Raw genomic sequence first — 19,417 nt, forward strand, 5'->3', positions numbered from 1 at the left:
TCGGAGTCCACGACGAACGAGGTCGCGGGGTGGCACCGAAGTTCACCGCGGTCGCTCCGGTCAGACCTGTTCCGGTGAGGACGACCGTGGTGCCGCCGGTCACGGGACCGGCGTTCGGTGCAATGGTGGTGAGGGTGGGTACCGCGACGTAGGTGTACGCGACGCCGTTACTTGTTCCACCGGCTGTGGTGACGGTGACCGATACTGTTCCGGCCGCTCCTGCGGGAGCGACGGCCGTGATCTGCGTGGCGGAGTTCACGACGAACGACGTCGCCGGTGTACCACCGAAGTTCACCGCGGTGGCTCCCGTCAGATTCGTGCCGGTGAGCACGACCGTTGTCCCGCCGGTCACGGAACCGGCGTTCGGTGCGATAGCGGTCAGCGTCGGTACCGCGACGTAGGTGTAGGAGACCCCGTTGCTGGTTCCGCCGACTGTGGTGACGGTGACCAGTATCGACCCGGCTGAATGGGCGGGCGTCACCGCGGTGATCTGCGTCGAGGAGTTGACCGTGAACGAAGTCGCGGGCGTACCGCCGAAACTCACCGCCGTCGTGCCCGTCAGATTCGTACCTGTCAGCACCACCGTGGTCCCGCCGGCCACCGGACCGGCGTTCGGGGCTATGGCGGTCAGGGTGGGTACCGCGACGTAGGTGTAGGAGACCCCGTTGCTCGTTCCACCGGCTGTGGTGACGGTGACCGATACTGTTCCGGCCGCTCCTGCGGGGGCGACGGCGGTGATCTGTGTCGCGGAGTTCACGGTGAACGAAGTCGCCGGGGTGCCGCCGAAACTCACCGCGGTCGCTCCCGTCAGATTCGTACCCGTCAGCACGACCGTCGTCCCGCCCGTCACGGGACCGGTGTTCGGGGTGACAGCGGTCAGTGTCGGTACCGCGATGTAGGTGTAGGAGACCCCGTTGCTGGTCCCGCCGGCCGTGGTGACTCTGACCAACACCGTACCGACCGAATGGGCAGGTGCCACCGCAGTGATTTGCGTCGACGAGTTCACGGTGAACGAAGTCGCCGGGGTGCCGCCGAAACTCACCGCGGTCGCTCCCGTCAGATTCGTACCCGTCAGCACCACCGTCGTTCCACCGGCCGCCGCCCCGGAAGCCGGGCTGATGCCGGTCAAGGCCGGAACCCCGACATAGGTGTAGGGCAGCGGATTGCTCGTGCCGTCCAGCAACGCCTGTACGGTGACGTTCACCGTGCCGGTTCCCGGCGGGACGATAGCCGTGATCTGGGTATTGGAGTCGATGGTGAATGTCGTTGCCGTCGTGCCGAACCGGACGGTCAACGGGCCGACACCACTGAATCCGGAGCCGGTGATGATGACAGAGTTGAGACCCGCGGCCGGGCCGGAAGACGGTGTCAGCGAGGTGATAACAGGGGCCATTTGCTTACCTTCGATTGGTGATCAGTGAAACGAGCTCTCCCGCAGCAGCACAGATCCAGCTGTTACCGGGGGATATATCCAGTAACCCTCCGGTGGAGGCACTTCGGCAATGCATCTCCGGTCCGATTTGGTCCGGTTTGTATCCGTTTTAGGGCTGCTCGGCCCGTTGGTGATCGCCGCCATCACCGGATGCTCGGCGGTGGCCGACAGCACCGATACCGCGATGCGGCACTTGCCGGAACGGGCCGGTGACCACGAAGTAGCGTTCTGGATGCCGTACCGGAGATCGTCGAGTCCAGCCGGACGGCCACGCTCGCCACGCCAGAGCCAAGCCCATCACGGAAAGTGGTATTGGACCTGATCCTATTTTCGGCATCGTCTATTCATCGATGAATTATTGAATCGCGCGGCAACTGTGCGATGCGATCAGGTCGGCGAAAACACTGCCTTTTCGACAACGGCAGCGGATATGAAACTCATGGCCGCCTTCAGTGCAGCCGGCGCGGCCGAAAAGAAACGTGAGTTGCCGGGCGATCACGCGCTGACGCCCAGCGAGGGCGGTTCGGTAGAGACGTCACCGAGAGTTGCTGACGCGAGATTCGTCGACAGTCAGAATATGAAGCGTTGACCATCGATCATCGACTGAATGGCTTCGGCATGCACCCGGTGATCTCGTCACTGGTCCTCGCGGGCGCGATCTGACAGACGCTCATGCTCAGCCGTCAACCGAGTCAAAACTTCAACGACGGCGCTGCCCTGCAACGCAATCTCGTGCATAGCTGTGAACGTGTGGTCGTACCCCGCGATCTCAGACGGCCGTGTGATGGTCAACTCTGCGCTGACGGTCTCGACGATCACCGACTCACGGTCGAACATCGCAAACCCGTGAGACCCGAGTAGCGAATTCGCGGTCAGCGGAATCACCCCGAAATCAACACGCGGGTTACTGGCCTCCTCGGTCGGCCTCCGCATCTGGTCGGCCATCACGGCTCGTGTTCCGACCACTTGGTGCAACGCGGCCTCAGCGACGATGAATGCGAACCGACGACTGCCAGTGTGCAAGATTCGCTGGCGGGTCATACGCACCGCCACAGCTTCGTCGATGTCATCTCGACCGCCTGCAATCAGTCGCCGGCACTCGGCCGGCACCGCCCGCGCATATTCCCGGGTTTGGAGGAGGCCGGGTACAACGGTGTTCTCGTACCATCGCACGTGCTGTGCGCGGTCGTCGATCTGGAGAGATCGGCGCTGTCGGTGGGACCGTCCGGACGCGACGACCCGCCGCTAATCCAAGTACATGGACTGCGTGTTGCGCAATGTGGCGACGAGGTCTTCGTAGGCCGACGCCGCATCGGTAACGCGGCACCATATCAGCAGGTCGTCGACCACACCGGTACCTTGACCAGGTGGTTCCGCCGAGGCCGGGTTCGTCCCGGTGGTGTGGTCCTGCTGCGGCCGGACCGGTTCGTTTTCGGAACCGCGGCGAGCGGCGCGACAGGGCCCCTGGTCGAAGAGTTGCGCCGGCAGCTACATCTACCTTCCGCGCCTACCGGGTCCGGCGGCCGGCCCCGATCCGCGCCTGCCGACCTCGCAGCAGGCCCGAGGGAAGCGGCGGCGCCCGGAGTGTCCTACCTGCGGGGCAGGGACGCCAACGATATGGCCCGGTACTGCAATACCTACGCCGCGGACTTGTTCAGGCGGTATCCCACCCGCTTCGGTGCATTCGCCGTGCTGCCGATGCCCGATATCCCGGCCGCCATCGAAGAAGCGATCTACGCTCTGGACACGCTGCGGCTGGACGGGGTGGTACTGCTGTCCGCCTACGACGGCATCTACCTCGGTGACCCGCGGTTCGAACCGCTGATGATCGCGTTGAACCAGCGCAGGGCATATGTGTTCGTCCACCCGGCTGGCATCGCCGCCGACGCGAAACCTGAACTTCCGTTGCCGGATTTCATCGAGGAATTCACCTTCGACACCACGCGCGCGGCGACCATGATGATGGTGACCGGGATGACGCAGCGTTACCCCGATATCCGCTTCCAGCTCGCCCACGCCGGTGGAACGCTGCCGTTCCTGTCCCACCGGATCGGCGTCGTCTCGCAAACGGTCTTGGGCGACCTCTGGCCGCAAGACCTGCCCAGGCCTTCGGTACTCGATACCGAACGGCAGATCTCCCGCTTCTTCTACGACACCGCGCTGAGCGCCTCACCCGCCGCTATGTCCGCCACCCTGGCCGTCACCGGCCGCGACCACATCGTCTTCGGCTCCGACTGGCCCTTCAGCGCCGCCACCCTGCCGCAATCCGGAGACAACGATCCCGCGCCCCGGCTGAGCGAAATCTTCGACACCGATCAGCGCATGGAGATCGAGCGCTACAACCCGCTGCGACAGCTGCCGCGTCTCGCCGAAGCCGTCGGCGGATGAGCGCTGTGCGCCACGACCGAATCGACGTCCATCAGCACCTCATCCCACCGGTGTATCGGGACGCACCGCGGAACACCGAGTAGCCACTGAGCTGAACGACTTCTCGGCCGAGCCGGTTGCGGCACGACCGGAGCAGTTCGGGTTTTGCCACTGTCGCCGGCGACAGCGGTAAGAGCAGGGCCATGACGGCGCCGGCGGGCGGCGACCCGGAGGCGGCATCTGGCGCGTTACGGGCCGATTCCGGCGAGGGAGAAGAACTCCTGGCGGGATCGGGCGTCTTCGCGCAGGGTGCCGAGCAGGGTGGAGGTGACGGTGGTGGTTCCGACGGCTTGCACGCCGCGCAGGGTCATGCAGGTGTGTTCGGCTTCGATGACGACGCCGACGCCCTTGGGCTGCAGATGCCGGTCGAGCCAGTCGGCGACCTGTTTGGTCAGCCGTTCCTGGACCTGCGGCCGGCGGGAGAAGTGTTCGACGATCCGGGCCAGTTTCGACAGTCCGAGAATGCGGTCGCCGGGCAGGTAGCCGACGTGCGCGACGCCCACGAACGGCAGCAGGTGATGTTCACACACCGACCGCAGGGGGATGCGGCGGGCCAGCACGAGTTCGTCGTAGCCCTCCTCGTTCGGGAAGGTGGTCAGATCGAATGCGCGCGGGGTGAACAACTCGGCATAGGCCCGGGCCATCCGCCCCGGCGTGGCCTGGAGATGTTCGCTGTCCAGCCGCACGCCGAGAGCGGTCAGAAAGGTGCGGGCGGCGTCCTCGGCGGCGGTCAGATCGACAGCGCTGCTGTCGTGGACAACACGTAGGGCGGGCTGGGACATGATCAGCTTCCCCCGACACCGAGCGCGGTGAGCAGCACCAGCACGAGAGTGGCGACCGCGAACACGCCGTGCCCACCGACAATCGCCACCGGGAAGTGCCGTTCGGGCGGCGTCTTGCCCACCAGCCCGGTGGTGCGGGAGCGGTAGACCGGCAGCCAGCGTGCCAGCATCACGAACCCGAGCAGCGCGACGGGCACCAGCAGCCCGAAGGCGACCCAGGCCAGCGCGTCATTGTCGACGGCGAGATAGACGATCCACACCACCAGCCCGGCCACGGCGAGCAGGAAGTGCCCGAACACCACCGGAACGGGAAGGTGGCTGGAATCCGAATCACGCGCACCGCCTTTGGCGAGCCACGTGCCCAACAGGACGAAGCCGCCGACCGCGGTGAGCAGCCAGAGAATCAGAGCCGCGATGCCCATGATGACTCCTGAGGAAGAGAAGGGACAGGGGGGGGAGAGGTCAGCGCCGGAAACCGGTGGCCTGGGTGTGCTCGTCGGCGACCCGCACACCGTAGTGGTAGGCGAGTTTGCCGCCCAGATATCCCGACACCGCCAGCACCGCGACGGCGGCGATCGACAGGGTCAGCGGGCCACCCGCGACGGCGACGTCGGCATCGGTGCCGGCGACGCGCCACCAGAAATCGAGTGCGAACGCCACGGTGACCGCCAGATTCAGGCTCATATGCACCAGCCCTGTCCGGAAGGCGGGCGTGCCGGTCGGGATGGCGAACAGGTCCAGGAATCCGACCGTCGCCGCGGCGAGCGCGCCCAGCACGCCGATCGCGATCAGCCACTGTGCGCCCCGCGCCAGGAATCCGGGATCGTCGACCAGGTGCGAGCCGATATCGAACACGACACTGGCCAGCCATGCTCCGATCGGCACGGTGACCAGGATCGGATGGAACGGGTGCCCGTACGGCCCGGCCAGCACGGCGCTGACCGGGCGTTTGGCCTGTCGCCAGTCATCGGTCATGACAACCTCCGCACCACCGGGGAGTAATTACACCAATAAAGTTTGGTTCAATCGAGCGGGAGGGTCAAGTCCCGTGTCTCCGCTTGCCGTCCGGCGGGTTACACCCAATAAGATCGGCGTTATTGTGGACTGGTGACCAGTGAAGCCGATATCGGCGCCGTTGCCGCACTGGACGACGATCTACGCCGGAGCATGTACTGGTTCATCCGGCGCGCCGCACGTCCCGTGACCCGTGACGAAGCCGCCGGACATGCCGGGATATCCCGCAAACTCGCCGCGTTCCACCTCGACAAACTCGTCGCCACCGGGCTACTGCGGGCGCACTATGAACATGCCGGCGGGATCCGGCGCGTCGGACGGGCGCCGAAGGTGTACGAACCCGCCGATATCGAGGTACGTGTCAGCATTCCGGAACGCCGCCACGAGATCCTCGCAGAGATACTGATGCAGGCCGTCCTCACCGAGGCTACCGGGGAATCCGCGCGCGATGCCACGCTGCGCGTCGCGGGCGATCGGGGTGTCGCCACCGGCCGGGAGATCCGTGAACGGTTACGTCCGGGCCGGCTCGGTGCCGAACGCACCATCACGCTCCTGGTCGTTACGCTCGGCGAACAGGGTTTCGAACCCGCGCGGACCGCACCGGCCTGCCTGCGACTGCGCAATTGCCCCTTCCATCCGCTGGCGGCCCGGGAGCCCGACCTGGTGTGCTCGCTCAACCACGCATATCTCACCGGGCTCCTCCGCGGACTGGAGGCCGACGCCGTCCGCGCCGACCTCGCCCCCGCCGCCGGCGAATGCTGTGTCGAAATCAACGCCGGACCCGACTCCTGATCGGCCGCGGTGCTCAACTACCGGAATACGGCCTGTTCGGAGGCGGAACGCGACCTGGACCTTCGACCCCCGACCCGGACCTGCGCACCGGTGGCATGCCGGGTGGCCCACGGCGCACGCTCGGTGGAATAGAGCCCCACCCGGTGTCGTTGGGACACCCGTCGGCGTCCGGACAGCCCCCGGGCCTCACCCCATCGGTCGCTGCGAGCGACCACTCGCCGAGAGGCGCTTGTGGGACGTCGACAACTATCAGGACGCCGCCGGACTTTGTGCCCGGCGGCGTTTCGTGCGTTATCGGGGCAGGCCGGCCACCGCTGTCGGGGGGAGGGCTGCCGGGGCGGCCCGGGCGGGTGCCGGTCGCTCAGTAGGTGCTCGGGGCACACGGGTTCGGCAGGGAGGAGAAGGTGGCGAGGTCGCAGACGCCGCCGGTCAGCATCTGGAAGGGCGTGAGGGCGAGGAGCACGATGATCCCGATGATGTCGCCGCGCTGGACGGTTTCGACCGCCGACTGCGCGGCCGCCGACCCCGAGTCCACCATGGCCGAGCCGGTTCCGGCTTCGGCGGCGGCGACCGAGGCGGGGTTCGGCGCGGCCGGGGGAGCGGCCGTCGCGCCGGCCGCGGTAGCGATCAGACCGACCGCCGCGATCGAGGTGGCGGCCAGGTGGAGGGGAGTGCGCATCATCGTTCTTCCTTCGGACGGTCGACGAACAGTGGTGGGCGGGTTCGGATCACGGGTGCGAAGCGGTGTCATCGGCCGGCGGTGGATTGCGCGCCGTGTGCCTGTCGAGTCGATCCATCGTCCCCAGCTCCTCGTCGAGTCGAAACGGCCCCCTGGTGTTGGTCAACCAGAAGAGAATGATCAGTAACTTATCAGTTTTTGGTACTTAGCCTTCTGTGATCGGCCTTCGGACGATGATCTGCCGATATAGGCGGACAATTGTGAAAATATCTGTTTGATTGAGGACTGATGCGCGTAAATCTGATGGCAAAGGCGTGTGTGGAGCAGGGGCGAAGGTGTCTACTAGTGTGAGAATGACGATGAACATTACCGTGCGGGAAGGATCGGGACGCCGTGCGAACGCCGGTCGATCTGCCGATCGGCGACCCTGCCGTATCGCCGAGACCCACCGGACCGCGCGAAGCGATCGGTCGGCGCGAATGATCGCTGTCACCCGACTCGCCCGTGCGGGCCGGGGGAATTCCGCCAGTATGTCGATAGCCTGTCGGAATGGCAGGAACCGATGGCGGCGACGGCGACGTGCCCGCGGAGCGTCACCGTCGGCCGGTAGGTGTCGGCGATGCCACGGTCGAGGCCGTGGGTGGTGTGTCCGAGGCCTTCGAGATCGCCGAGCGGGCCCGCGGGCATCTGTACGCGTTCCACCAACTCACCGGCCGCGCCGATTTCGCCCTGGGCCGGGCGGTGGAGTTGTTGCGAGAGGCGGGGTATCACCATCTCGCCGATCGAATCGCCGCCGATCTGATCGGCCGTAATGTTCTGGAAGGCCGGTGGACCTTCCAGATCGTCGAGGAGTACGACGACGGCTACTACGACTTGTTCCGCGAGATCGAACGCCAGGTCCGGGACGAATTGGTCCAGGGCCGGCGTCATGTCTACGAGGCGGAGATGAAGGAAGCGCGTCGTACGCACGGCCGACGCGGACATGAGGCCCGGCCGCTCGAGGATCGCTGAACCGCGGTTCGACTGTGGTTCCCGGCGAGAATTCGATCTGTCGCCGTCCGCCGCGACCGGTGGTGGATGCACGCTCGGACGGCTCGCCGATGCCGACTGTGACGATCCCTGTGGGCACACGGCGGTTTCGGGGTGGGCGGGGAGGAAGCCGTGGCCGAGGTGATCGCGGAATTCGACTGCGCGAGTGCTCGCGCGAAATCTTGTCGCGGCGGGGAATCCGCTGGACGAGACGCGCGAGCACCCACGCCTGGGAGTTGTCGGTCTGCGCTGGATCTACCCGGTCGTGACCGCGGAGTTCGCCCGGCATGCCGGCCACGGTGACATCCTGCGCGAGCAGATCGCGACCGGGGCGATATTTCCGGAGATCGACCGGTACGGCTCAGCTGACGGTGACGTCGACGGTGACCGGGATGTTGCCGCGGGTGGCGTTGGAGTATGGGCATACCGCGTGCGCGGCCGCGACGAGGGATTCGGCGCTGTCCTGCTCGATACCGCCCATTTCCACGTGCAGAGCGGCGGAGAGGCCGAATCCGCCCTGCTCGGTGCGGTGCACGCCGATCTCGGCGACAACGGCCGAATCACTGAAAGTGACTTTCTGCCCGGCGGCGACGGCCTTCAACGCCGAGTGGAAGCAGGAGGCCCAGCCGGCGGCGAAGAGCTGTTCGGGGTTCGTCGCGCCACCCGGCCCGCCCATTTCCCGCGGGATGGCGAGGGTGAGGTCGATCAGGCCGTCGTTGCTGGCCGCGCGTCCTCCGGCGCGGCCGTCCCCGGTCGAGGTGGCGACGGCGGTGTAGACGGGTTCGGACATGATGTTCTCCTTCGATGGTGAGGGTTCTACTGCGGGTGGGCCGGTGGCGTCATCGCGTCCGGGCCGCGCGGAGGTGGAGGCGGACCGCCGAGATCAGGAAGAAGATGCCGCCCAGCGCCGCGTACCCGGCGAGGGTGGTGAGCGACGCGTCCGGTGCGCCGGCGCCCGCGAAGAAGCTCGCGCCGGCGAGGGTGGAGATTCCGCCGCTCAGGATCATCGCCCATTGGCCACCGAGGCGGTAGCGCAGTATGGCGACGATCAACTGCACGATCCCCGCGGTGATCGCCCAGGCGCCCCACACCCGCAGGACGTCGGGAATGCCGGAGGTGACGGCCGCGGCCAGGCCGAATGCGGTGAGCAGGCTCAACGCCATGTTGACGTACAGCGGCGCACGCGGGCGGGCGGCGCCCGAGGTGCGGAAGTCGATCACGGCCGCGGCCACGTCGAACAGGGGGTAGAGCAGCAGCAGGGCAATGCTGACCGGGTTGAGCGTCGCGGCGGCCGCCGGCATCAGAACCGCCCAGACCAGGGCGAAGCCGAAGCGGCCGTAGTACAGGTTTCGCAACCCCTCGGTGCTGCCGGTGGCGGAGCCGGCCACGCCGGTCCCGATTGAACTGGGCATCAGACTCTCTTTCGATGAGCAAGGTATGGGAGAAAGAACGATCGGTATACCTGAAGTCTGAGGTGTGCCGATCCGACTTGTCAAGACCGATCGTTCTTTCTGCTAGCATCGGAGCCGGAGTGCGAGAGAGGGGAAGAAGTCAGATGTCGGAAGCGCGCACGCGTCTGCTCGACACGGCGAGTGGGCTGTTCTACTCCGAAGGGCTTCATTCGGTCGGCGTCGAGCGCATCATCGCGGCCGCCCAGGTGACACGGGCGACCATGTACCGGCATTTCCCCGGCAAGGACGACCTCGTCGTCGCCTACCTGGCTCGAGCCGACGAATCGATCCGCGCCCAGGTCGACGCCGCGCGCCGCGAGAATCCGGCTGCCGTCGACGCCGTCCGGGCCGTCGGGCGGGCGATCGCCGACAGCATCCGGTCGCCCGGGTTCCGCGGGTGCGCGTTTCTCAACGCGGCGGCCGAATACCCCGATCCCGAGCATCCGGTCCACCGAACCGTGCTCGCGCACCGGCAGTGGTTCCTGGCCACGGTCACCGAACTCCTCGCCGAGGTCGGCGATACCGATCCGGCGCCCGCTGCCCGGCATTTCGTCATGCTGCGCGACGGCGCGATGGCGGCCGGTTGCCTGACCGACCCGGACCCCATCTGTGAGACGTTCCTGCTCGGAATCGAAGGTCTGCTGGAGTCCCGTCTCGGAACTCGACGCTGAGGTTGTCGCTGATCGGCCGGGCCTGGCGGGCGAGGATTCATCCGGCCGCGACGTCCTCGTCGTCGAGGATCGCGGCGTTGCCCATCTCGACCTTCCCCTCGATCAGAACGCAAGCGCACGAACCACATTCGTTATCCACGTTGTCGCCCCACCAAATGCGAGGCGTAGCCGCTCTCGGTCCGTTCGACGGTGATTTCCGGTGGTTCTGGCGGTGAACGGTGAACTCGCCGGCGAATAGCATCGCGCCGCCGAACCCGTGCGGTCGCTCGGCACCCGCAGCGTCAGGACCGGCCCGGTGCGTAGTCGAACGCCGCACGGTGCTCGACTGCGACGGCGGCTTCCATTGAGCGAAACGTCCGGGCGATATCCCGGCCGAGCGGCCATACGCTCGCAGCGTCGAGGCCGCCGGGCGCTGGACCACACAACGAAACGGAGGTGGACGCCGATGTCCGTCGAGTCGATGTCGCAGGCCGAGACGCGCAGCGCACCGGGCCGGTTCGCCGGCGGGGTGACGGTGGTGACGGGGATGGACGGCGCGGATCCGGTCGGATTCGCGCGCCATCGTTCGCGTCGGTCTCGCTCGACCCGCCGCCGGTCCTCTTCTGCGCCGATCACCGCGGTCGCTCCTGGCCGCGGATCCGCCCGTCCCGGCGTGCTGATGCGGGTCCACGCCGAGACCCATGATGTGCACGCGGCCGGTGACCACGATGTGGTGATCGGCCGGGTCCTCGAGCCGGAATCCCCGGCCGGGGAGCGTCCGCTGATCTTCTTCCGCGGCAAATTCGGTATCGATACACCCGCAACCCTGGTCAGCGCCTGAAAATGGAGGTGTTCCCGTCCATGTCTTCTTCTCTCCCGCCGGGTCTGTCGGCGGCCGACGCCGCACTGGCGATCTCCGAGATCGAGCGTGTTTTCGCTGCCCGCCTGCGGTGTATGGACACCAAACAGTGGCATCTGTACGCCGCCCTGCACACCGAAGACGTGGTCAGTGAGACGTGGGGTGGACTTCCCGGCGACAAACAACCCTGCACCGGCGATACCGCCAACCGTGTGGTCGGCAACCAGCTGCTGGCCGATACGATCCGCCGGCTACTCGACGGCCCGGTGCGGGTGACCACCGTGCACCACGGGCACACCCCCGAGATCGAGCTGACCTCGGCCACCGCCGCTCGCGGGATCTGGGCGATGGAGGATCTGCTCTGGTGGTCCGACGGTGACGAGGAACTGCACCTGCACGGATACGGCCACTACCACGAGGAGTACCGCCGGGTGGACGGGCGCTGGCTGATCGGCTACCGCAAACTCACCCGCCTGCGGGTCGATGCCCCGGCGGACTTCTTCCGATTCATGAAGGCACTGTGATCCCGATGGCCGATCGTCATGCCGCGTTGTTCCGGTCGCTGACCGTCCGTTCCCTGGAGCTACCGAATCGGATCGTCATGTCGGCGATGACCCGGTCGGCGTCGCCGGGCGGAGTTCCCGGGTCCGATGTCGCCGGGTACTACCGGCGCCGCGCGGCGGGGGGTACCGGGCTGATCGTCACCGAGGGCGTCGCCATAGATCACCCTGCCGCGGTCGACAATCCGCGCGTGCCCCGCATGTACGGCGAGGATGCCCTGGCCGGATGGCGGACCGTCGTCGAGGAGGTGCACGCGGCCGGCGGCCGGATCGTGCCCCAACTGTGGCACGTCGGCCCGCTGTGGGGCGCGATGAGTGCGGTCGACCCGGCGATCAGGCCGATGCGGCCCTCCGGGCGATGGGGGACACCGGGGGTGACCTCCTATTCCGACGAGTACATCGCGCGGGCCGCACACCCTACCGCGCCGATGACCGAGGCGGATATCGACGATATCCGCGCGGCCTATGTGCGTGCCGCGGTCGCCGCGGCCGAACTCGGGTTCGACGGTATCGCGCTGCACGGCGGTCACGGTTACCTGCTGGATTCGTTCCTGTGGCAGGACACCAACAGCCGCGACGACCGGTGGGGCGGTGACGCGGTGGCGCGCAGCAGGTTCCCCGCGGAGGTCGTCGCGGCCATCCGGGCGGCGGTCGGCGACGAGCTGCCCATCTTCTTCCGCTTCTCCCAGCACAAGCAACAGGATTACCGGGCCCGCATCGCCGGGACCCCGGACGAACTACAGGTGATCCTCGGTCCCCTCGCCGATGCCGGAGTCGATGTCTTCGATGCCAGTATCCGGCGCTTCGATGTGCCGGCGTTCGAGGGCAGTGAGCTGTCGCTGGCGGGATGGGCCAAGAAGCTCACCGGGGCGTTCGCGATGGCGGTGGGAAGTGTCGGCCTCGGAAAATCGCTGCGTGACAGCCGGGCCGAAGGGGCGGCGGCGGTCGTCGACAATATCGGCGAGGTGGCGCGGCGCCTCGAGTGCGGCGAGTTCGACCTGGTCGCGATCGGCCGTATGCATCTCGCCGACCCGGCGCTGGCGACGACACTGCGTACCGGGGCGCCGCTGACACCGTTCGATCGTGCGGTCCACGAGGGACGTCTGCACTGATCGTCGTTCGGCCCGCGGATCCGGTGGGCGGCAAGGGCTCGCCGGATCAGCGGGCGGCGCGGCCGAGTAGCGGCCGCACCACTGTCGAGCAGCCGGGCCGTCCGCCGCCGGATGAGCCATGTTCCGTCGACGCGCGCCGGCTCGAAGCCGTTGGCGGTCACCCGCCACACCCGGAACGAATCGTCGTCGGTACGGCGCAGCAACAGCGAATGGCACGTCGCCACCGCGGTATCGCCGTCGATCCGGATATGGACCGGATCCAGCAGATGCCCGCACCCCTCGTGGAGGTAGTCCTGATGCGGCGCGGTGCGCACCATCTCGGTGATCGAGTCGCGGCCCTCCATCACGCGAATATCGATCGGTAACATTCGGGGGCGGTGGGTATTCCGCGGACCACGGTGCGGTATACGAGGTACGCCGGTCCGCGCCGTCCCGCTCTGGCGGATCCGCCCGCCGCCGGTCTACCGCTCAGGTGGCCGACGGTGTGCCGACGGGGGCCGGACGTCGGCTGCGGTGTCCGGTACGAGGCTGCTGTACAGGCGTCGGAGGTCCACTGTGTCGGCAGGCTCCGCCTTCGTGCGCTCGGTGCGGTCGACCTGGCGGTGCAGCGCTTCCATCTTCTCGTCCAACTGGGCGGCGACCGCGGCTGCCTGGGCCAGGTCGCTGCGGAGATTCGGCGGCACTTCGCCGCGGTATTTGTAGTAGATCTTGTGCTCGAGGCTGGCCCAGAAGTCCATCGCGATGGTGCGGATCTGGATTTCGACCGGAATGTGTTCGGTGCCGTGGGAGCGGAAGACCGGGATCGAAACGATCAGGTGCAGGCTCTGGTAGCCGTTCGGTTTGCGATGGGTGATGTAGTCGCGTTCCTCGAGGACCGTGATGTCCTCCTGGCCGGCGAGCATATCCCGGATCACGGTGATGTCGGAGATGAAGCTGCACACGATGCGGACCCCGGCGATATCGAGGATGTTGTCCCGGATGGACGCCGGCGTCATCGGGTAGTTCTTGCGCTGGACCTTCTCCATGACGCTTTCGGGGGTTTTCAGTCGCGACCCGACGTGTTCGATGGGGTTGTACTCGTGGGTGCTGTTGAAATCCTCGCGCAAGATATTGATCTTGGTGGTGATCTCTTCGATCGCGAATTTGTAGCCGAGCATGAAGTCGAGGAACTGTTCGCGCAGCGCACGCACGTCGTCGACGCCGACCGGCGGCACACCGGGGGAGTCGGGGGCGGACGGGCTCGGCTGCCAGGTTCTCATTGGCTCCATTGTGCCGTTGCCAGCGGTTTTGCCGCCACGCCGGGTGAGGCACGCCACGACCTGCTCGGCGCTCGATCGATGCGGGCGCGACCGCGGGAGGTATCCGAAAAACGAAGCGTTCTCGGTCGGACCTCGGGTAACAGTTTCATAAAACCGGTAGGTGGGAAGTCCATAGCTATGACAGCGATTCGGAACCGGCCGCCCCGGGTCGTCGGTGTCGAACGGGGCACCGCGGTCCTGGCCGTGTTCACCTGCCTGGTGTTCTCCATCGGCATCACCGTTCTGGCCGGCTCGTTCCTGACCGCTGTCACCGTGACGGCGGCACTGGCCGTAGGAATGTGGCTGACCTCGAAAATGCTTCCCCGCCAGTGATATCCCGTCGGCGACCGAGACCGGAGCCGGTACCGAGTCGGGCGGCGCGCATTCGGCCCCGGGCCGTCACACGGGCGGCGGAGCAGTGGTGAGGGTGCCGGCCCGGCCGCTGCGGCGGGCCCACAACGCTCGGACGAAGGCCGATCCCGCGACCCGCGCCCGCCGTGCACGCCCGACGGTGGCCCGTGCGGAGAATATCGCGAAGTCGCATTCCTCGATCCGGTCCAGGATCTCACCGTAGAGCACTGCGGCGGTCGATACACAGGGGCGCGAGATCGGGTGCAGCAGCTCGATGCCGGGCCGGGCGCGGGCATACCACTGCCGCGTGACGGCGTGCTGGGCGGCCAGGGCCGCACGGACCCGGGTATCGGTGCGTCGATGCTCGCGGCACCAGCGCAGCAGATCCCGGTCCACCTGGAAGGCGGCCAGTTCATCGGCCGGCAGGTATACCCGCCCGCGGTCGAGGTCTTCGGCGACGTCGCGCAGGAAGTTGGTGAGCTGGAACGCTTTACCCAGCGCGGCAGCGTAGGGTGCGGCCTCGGGCTGCGGGCAGACGGTGCCGAGGACGGGCAGCACCTGCAGGCCGATCACCTCCGCCGATCCGTACACATAACGATTCAGGGCCGGGCGGTCCGGATAATCGGTGACGGTCAGATCCATACGCATGGAGTCCAGGAACGCGCGGAAGAGGCTCCGGTCGAGACCGTATCGTGCCACCGTGTGACCCACCGCCGCGACGACCGGTTCGCCCCGCCCCGGGTTGTCGAGGCCGGCCGATAGTTGCCGGGCCAAGTCGTCCAGGCGTGCCTGCGGGGTTCCGGCACCGGGCTCGGGCAGGTCGACGATATCGTCGGCCCAGCGGGCGAAGCCGTAGAGGGCGTGGATGGCGGGGCGTTGCGCGGGGGCCAGCAGGCGGGTGGCGAGGAAGAAGGTGCGCCCGTGGCGGGCATTGAGGTCGCGGCAGTCCCGGTAGGCCTGCCGCAGGCCCGGGTCGGTGATCGCGGCCGCGTCCAGTTCGCTGCTGATCATGACCGGAAGACCCTTGCCTCGATGGGTGAAGCCGGACGGGCGGCGGCGAAGGTGCCGGTGACGCGGTCGGCGGCCAGCCGCCCGGAGATCAACACCGGCGGTACGCCGACCCCGGGTACTGTCGAGCCGCCCGCGAGGACCACATTGTCCAGACCGCGGATCATATTCGCCGGCCGCAACGGCCCGGTCTGGGACAGTGTGTGTGCCAGCGCGAAGGGGCTGCCCGCAAGCATGCCCTGGCGCGCCCAGTCGGCCGGGGTGAGCACGTGCAGGATCTCCACCCCGGTCAGCGGAGTGGGCAGGCGCCGGCTCACCGTGTCGACGAGTTCCTCCGCGTAGGCGGGTCCGAGTCGATCCCAGTCGAGCGGTGCCCGGGTGAGATCGGGGGCGGGCGCGAGGATCGACAGCAATTCGCGCCCGGGCGGAGCCAGCAGAGCGTCGGTGGCGGTGGGGCGCGTGACCAGCAGTGACGGGTCCCGCATGAGTTGTCCGCGGCCGAGGATGTCGTCGAAGGTCTGCCGCCAGGCGCGACCGAAAAGTAGCGAATGATGGGCCAGGTGGGGAGCGGGATCGCTGCCGAGGTGCACCACGACGGCCGAGGGCGCTGCGACGGGCCGCCGCGGGCGTCGTGATCGGTGACCGAGCAGCCGGTAGGCGTGGTGGAGCTCGGTGGTGACGACGACCGCATCGCATTCGATGTCACGTCCGTCGGCGGTGGTGACGGCCTGGACCCGGGATCCCGAACGGCGCGTGGATACCGCGGTGGTCCCGTAGTGGAATCGCACGCCCGCCGCGAGCGCGGCGGCGGCCAGGGCGTCGGGTAGCGCGCGCATACCGCCCAGCGGGAAGAACACTCCGCCGATGGTGTCCATATAGGCGATCACGGCGTAGGCGGCCAGCGCCCGCTGCGGCGAGACTCCGGCGTAGAGGGATTGGAAGGTGAAGAGTTTACGCACGTCCGGGTCGCGCAGGTGGTCGGCGACCGCCCGGTCCCAGCGACGCAGCCCGCCGGCCAAGAGGAGCTGCCCGGCGGCCGGGGTCAGCAGCGACAGCGGTGAATCGACATTGGCGGCGATGAAGTGATCGAATTCGGTGCGGTACAGGCGGGTCAGCCAATCCCGCAATCGCAGGTAACCGTCCGCCTCGCGGGCGCCGGCGAACGCGGTTATCGCCTCGACCATCGGCTCCGGACCGGTGTGCAGGTCGAGTGCGCGGCCGTCGGCGAAATGGGCCCGGTAGGCCGGGTCGATGGGTACGAGGCGCAGATGATCGTCGGTGTTCGCGCCCACGGCGGCGAACACCTCGTCGATCAGGTCGGGCATGGTGAGCACCGTCGGTCCGAGATCGAGGCGGTAGTCACCGATATCGGCGCGAGCGGCGCGCCCGCCGGGCACCGGTGCCCGTTCGACAACGGTGACCGTGACCCCGCGGCCGGCCAGGTGGATCGCGGCCGACAACCCGGCCAGCCCGGCGCCTATCACCACGACGTGATCACAGCGGCCTGCGACGCTGCGCATCGGCTGTCTCCTCTCAGGATCTGCGGGCGGTACAGCGGGTGGCCAAGCCGTCGAGCAGCATGCGCCGGTCGGCGGGAAGGGGCGCGGCGGCCAGTGCGTGGCGGGCCTCGGTGACCCGGTTGTCGATCATCGCCTCGATGCGTGCCGGGGCGCCGGTGGCGGTGATCAGGGCGCGGATCCGCGCGATCTCCGGCATGCCGAGCGTCGGTTCCCGCAGCAAGGCGCACAGTTCCCGGTACAGGCGGGAGCCGGCCATTTCCAGCGCCGCGACGATCAAGGTGGACGCCTTGTGCTGGGCGATATCGTCGCCGGGTTTCCCGGTGACCTCCGGCAGGCCGTAGACGCCGAGGACATCGTCGCGCAGCTGGAAGGCTTCGCCGATCGCGCGCCCGTAATCGGTCAGCGCCGCCGTGACCCGCGGGTCGCAGTCCGCCATCACCGCACCCAGGACAAGGGGCCACTTCACGGTGTAATTGCCGGATTTGGCGCGAGCGATCGCCAGCACCCGGTCGAGGCCGGGTGTGCCGCGGATATCGTTGGTCAGGTCGGCGAGCTGGCCCAGGGCCAGCTCGATCCGCATGTGGTCGTAGTGTGGCCGGACCCGCGCCAAGGCGGTCTCTTCCATGCCGCTCTCGCGCAGCATCTGTTCGGCCCAGACGAGGCACATGTCACCGAGTAGCGTGGCCGCGGATTCGCCGAAGCGGCGCGGGCACCCGGGTAGTTCGATCCGCTGGTGCCGGTCGGCCAGCCGCCGGTGCGCGGCGGGTTCGCCCCGGCGCAGGGTCGCCTCGTCCATCACATCGTCCTGGAGCAGCGCGAAGGCGTGCAGCAGTTCCAGTGCCGCACTGGCCCGCAATGCCGTGTCGTCTTCGTCGGCGCCGCACAACCACCCCGCGTACATGAACGCCGACCGCACGCATTTGCCGCCGCCGACGTATTGCCACAGCACGTGCTGCACCGTCGCGCCCGCGGCCGATGCGACAGGCCGGTTCCGCAGGAACTCGGCCAGCTCGGCGGATACCCGGACGCAGACCTTCTCCTGCCAGTCGGCCGAGGCCTGCTCGGGTACCGCGGCCGCACCGTCGGGCTGTGCGCGCGTGGAGCCCACGGTCTTCGTGTCCATCACAGCTCCTCGACGTCATGTCATGGTGTGGATCACTCTCCATCCTAGAGCATATTCGATGCATAAACGATGCGTATCAGGAAACGTGCACTGACCGGACGATCTCGCCCAGTGCCTCCTCGAGCGAATGGACCCGGCGGGATCCCGGGGCGGCGATGTCCCCCGGCCAGCCGGGTCCGGCCAGCAGTATCCGGGCCGGGGCCGGACACCCCGCCGGGATCGGGTCCGGCGGTGCCGTGCCCGCCGTCTGCGACCACAGCACCACCACCGGCGCGCGAGGTTGTCGTGCGATGGCGGCGGCCAGCGCGCCGGCGGGAAGTGCGGCGCCGAGTAGCAGGGCCGGTATCCCGGCCTCGGCCGACGCGGCCCGCAGTACCTCCAGCGGCAGGACATGGCCCTCGCCGGCGGTGCAGGCCAGCAGGACGGGGGCGCGCCCGACGGTGTACCGGATGGGCGGCACGGCCCGATGCAGGGCGGTGGTGACGGCCCAGGACAGGACATGTTCCACCTCGACCAGCGCCGATTCGCCGGTCTGCCGCTCGACGATATCGGCGAAAACCGGCCGGCACAGTCGATTCCAGGTGCTCACCACGCCGAAATGCGCGATGTGGGCGGTGCAGATCGCCAGGAGTTCGGTGGCGTCGAGCCGGTCGGCGGCTTCGAATGCAGGTCTCGTGTCGCCGAACGTGGGCGCCGGCTCGGCTGCGGATCGCGCGGCCTTCGCTGCGGCGACGGGAGCCACCCCGGCGCGGACGAGATCGACCATACGGCCGAGCACCGCTACGTCGCTCGGTGTGTAGTACCGGTGCTCACCCGGGTTGCGGCGGGCCGGCCCCAGACCGTAGCGCTGATTCCAGCTGCGCAGTGTCGCCACCGGAATATTCAACGCCTGGGCCACCGTGCCGACGGTGAACCCGATCTCGGAATCGTCTGTCGGATCGGTCTCGCGCACGGCTGTACACACCTTTCACGCGCCGGACACCGGACAGATGGCCTGCCTCCTCTCGTATGCCCGGCGGCGTGCCGGGACGGCCTGGGCCACCGCTCTCGCGGTCTCGGCGCCGCTTACGGAATTGCCGCCGGTGCGGATCCACCTTACTCGCCTAACGATGCATAATCGACTCACCTCGAGAACTGGCGGCGAGCACCCCCTGCGATCGTCGGATACGGGCCCGCACGGCGGCCCGCCCGCCGGTGCGTGGCGGCGGTTCACGGAGCGTGGCGCTCGGACAGCGCGCGCGGGTGGCGGACTCGCCGACGCGGCGACCTCGTGCGTGAGTCGCCTGTCGCGATCACGCCGATTTTCACTCGGTGGTGGCGGCACGGGTGC

The 19,417-nt window shown here is 67.9% G+C and carries 19 protein-coding genes and 4 pseudogenes; 9 read left to right on the forward strand and 14 right to left on the reverse strand.

The annotated features are described in order from the left end of the window. The coding region (locus ON38_RS13425; protein ID WP_174372411.1) for a beta strand repeat-containing protein at positions 1–1,393 on the reverse strand (1,393 nt) is incomplete at its 3' end. Between the two features lie 675 nt (positions 1,394–2,068). Then, positions 2,069–2,629, reverse strand: a pseudogene (locus ON38_RS34150) (DUF5753 domain-containing protein); the annotation flags it as partial. A gap of 162 nt (positions 2,630–2,791) precedes the next feature. Here ON38_RS34150 and ON38_RS13435 point away from each other — a divergent pair. Continuing rightward, a complete protein-coding gene (locus tag ON38_RS13435) occupies positions 2,792–3,820 on the forward strand; it encodes an amidohydrolase family protein (protein WP_506330618.1) in 1,029 nt (342 codons plus the stop codon). A gap of 227 nt (positions 3,821–4,047) precedes the next feature. On the opposite strand, the gene folE is transcribed toward ON38_RS13435, so the two are convergent. From folE to ON38_RS13450, 3 genes are read right to left on the reverse strand one after another with little or no spacing between them, the layout of a single operon-like run. Then, positions 4,048–4,641, reverse strand: a complete 594-nt coding sequence (gene folE, locus ON38_RS13440; protein ID WP_039825116.1) for a GTP cyclohydrolase I FolE — start codon at positions 4,639–4,641, stop codon at positions 4,048–4,050. Positions 4,642–4,643: 2 nt separating this feature from the next. Beyond that, positions 4,644–5,063: a hypothetical protein gene (locus ON38_RS13445; RefSeq protein ID WP_039825117.1), complete on the reverse strand. Its 420-nt coding sequence runs from the start codon at positions 5,061–5,063 to the stop codon at positions 4,644–4,646. Between the two features lie 40 nt (positions 5,064–5,103). Then, a complete protein-coding gene (locus tag ON38_RS13450; RefSeq protein ID WP_039825118.1) occupies positions 5,104–5,616 on the reverse strand; it encodes a DUF2231 domain-containing protein in 513 nt (170 codons plus the stop codon). Between the two features lie 132 nt (positions 5,617–5,748). Here ON38_RS13450 and ON38_RS13455 point away from each other — a divergent pair, with 132 nt between their 5' ends. Continuing rightward, entirely contained in the window at positions 5,749–6,447 is a 699-nt protein-coding gene (locus ON38_RS13455; protein WP_039825119.1) for a helix-turn-helix transcriptional regulator, read from the forward strand. 361 nt (positions 6,448–6,808) lie between these two features. Here the strand turns inward: ON38_RS13455 and ON38_RS13460 are convergent, their stop codons facing one another. After that, entirely contained in the window at positions 6,809–7,129 is a 321-nt protein-coding gene (locus tag ON38_RS13460; protein ID WP_039825120.1) for a hypothetical protein, read from the reverse strand. Positions 7,130–7,675: 546 nt separating this feature from the next. Here ON38_RS13460 and ON38_RS13465 point away from each other — a divergent pair. Together ON38_RS13465 and ON38_RS37485 are read left to right on the forward strand one after the other, a co-directional pair. Beyond that, positions 7,676–8,137 (forward strand): hypothetical protein, encoded by a 462-nt coding sequence (locus tag ON38_RS13465; protein WP_039825121.1) that lies wholly within the window; start codon positions 7,676–7,678, stop codon positions 8,135–8,137. A 184-nt stretch (positions 8,138–8,321) separates the two neighbouring features. Beyond that, positions 8,322–8,468, forward strand: a pseudogene (locus tag ON38_RS37485) (mycothiol transferase); the annotation flags it as partial. Between the two features lie 48 nt (positions 8,469–8,516). On the opposite strand, the gene ON38_RS13470 reads toward ON38_RS37485, so the two are convergent. Together ON38_RS13470 and ON38_RS13475 are read right to left on the reverse strand one after the other, a co-directional pair. Continuing rightward, positions 8,517–8,945, reverse strand: a complete 429-nt coding sequence (locus tag ON38_RS13470) for an organic hydroperoxide resistance protein (RefSeq protein WP_039825122.1) — start codon at positions 8,943–8,945, stop codon at positions 8,517–8,519. 49 nt (positions 8,946–8,994) lie between these two features. Beyond that, positions 8,995–9,567, reverse strand: coding sequence for a hypothetical protein (locus ON38_RS13475; RefSeq protein WP_039825123.1), 573 nt, complete (start codon positions 9,565–9,567; stop codon positions 8,995–8,997). Positions 9,568–9,710: 143 nt separating this feature from the next. On the opposite strand from ON38_RS13475, the gene ON38_RS13480 reads away from it, so the two are divergent. From ON38_RS13480 to ON38_RS13495, 4 genes and pseudogenes are all read left to right on the forward strand, one after another. Then, the gene (locus ON38_RS13480) at positions 9,711–10,277 is read left to right on the forward strand and encodes a TetR/AcrR family transcriptional regulator (protein WP_039825124.1); all 567 of its coding nucleotides are present in this window, start codon (positions 9,711–9,713) and stop codon (positions 10,275–10,277) included. A 445-nt stretch (positions 10,278–10,722) separates the two neighbouring features. Beyond that, a pseudogene (locus ON38_RS13485) lies at positions 10,723–11,097 on the forward strand (flavin reductase family protein). A 20-nt stretch (positions 11,098–11,117) separates the two neighbouring features. Then, positions 11,118–11,639, forward strand: coding sequence for a nuclear transport factor 2 family protein (locus ON38_RS13490; protein WP_039825140.1), 522 nt, complete (start codon positions 11,118–11,120; stop codon positions 11,637–11,639). Between the two features lie 5 nt (positions 11,640–11,644). Further along, positions 11,645–12,787 carry an NADH:flavin oxidoreductase gene (locus ON38_RS13495; protein WP_039825141.1) on the forward strand — a complete coding sequence of 381 codons (1,143 nt, stop codon included), beginning with the start codon at positions 11,645–11,647 and terminating at the stop codon, positions 12,785–12,787. 158 nt (positions 12,788–12,945) lie between these two features. On the opposite strand, the pseudogene ON38_RS37490 reads toward ON38_RS13495, so the two are convergent. Both ON38_RS37490 and ON38_RS13500 read right to left on the reverse strand, forming a co-directional pair. Next, positions 12,946–13,155 (reverse strand): annotated as a pseudogene (locus tag ON38_RS37490) (nuclear transport factor 2 family protein); the annotation flags it as partial. A gap of 93 nt (positions 13,156–13,248) precedes the next feature. Beyond that, entirely contained in the window at positions 13,249–14,046 is a 798-nt protein-coding gene (locus ON38_RS13500) for a GTP pyrophosphokinase (RefSeq protein WP_085995408.1), read from the reverse strand. A gap of 177 nt (positions 14,047–14,223) precedes the next feature. On the opposite strand from ON38_RS13500, the gene ON38_RS13505 reads away from it, so the two are divergent. After that, the gene (locus tag ON38_RS13505; RefSeq protein ID WP_039825126.1) at positions 14,224–14,418 is read left to right on the forward strand and encodes a hypothetical protein; all 195 of its coding nucleotides are present in this window, start codon (positions 14,224–14,226) and stop codon (positions 14,416–14,418) included. A 66-nt stretch (positions 14,419–14,484) separates the two neighbouring features. Here ON38_RS13505 and ON38_RS13510 read toward each other — a convergent pair whose 3' ends face one another. From ON38_RS13510 to ON38_RS13525, 4 genes are all read right to left on the reverse strand, one after another. After that, positions 14,485–15,447, reverse strand: a complete 963-nt coding sequence (locus ON38_RS13510; protein WP_039825127.1) for a phytoene/squalene synthase family protein — start codon at positions 15,445–15,447, stop codon at positions 14,485–14,487. Continuing rightward, the gene (gene crtI / locus ON38_RS13515) at positions 15,444–16,964 is read right to left on the reverse strand and encodes a phytoene desaturase family protein (RefSeq protein WP_039825128.1); all 1,521 of its coding nucleotides are present in this window, start codon (positions 16,962–16,964) and stop codon (positions 15,444–15,446) included. The genes ON38_RS13510 and crtI overlap by 4 nt, the downstream gene beginning before the upstream one ends. 13 nt (positions 16,965–16,977) lie before the next feature. Beyond that, positions 16,978–18,087, reverse strand: a complete 1,110-nt coding sequence (locus ON38_RS13520; RefSeq protein ID WP_083872657.1) for a polyprenyl synthetase family protein — start codon at positions 18,085–18,087, stop codon at positions 16,978–16,980. A gap of 76 nt (positions 18,088–18,163) precedes the next feature. Next, on the reverse strand, positions 18,164–19,039 hold the full coding sequence (locus ON38_RS13525) for a MerR family transcriptional regulator (RefSeq protein WP_039825129.1): 876 nt from the start codon (positions 19,037–19,039) through the stop codon (positions 18,164–18,166). Positions 19,040–19,417: the final 378 nt, after the last annotated feature.

This window comes from Nocardia testacea NBRC 100365, from assembly GCF_000308775.1.
Taxonomy (GTDB): domain Bacteria; phylum Actinomycetota; class Actinomycetes; order Mycobacteriales; family Mycobacteriaceae; genus Nocardia; species Nocardia testacea.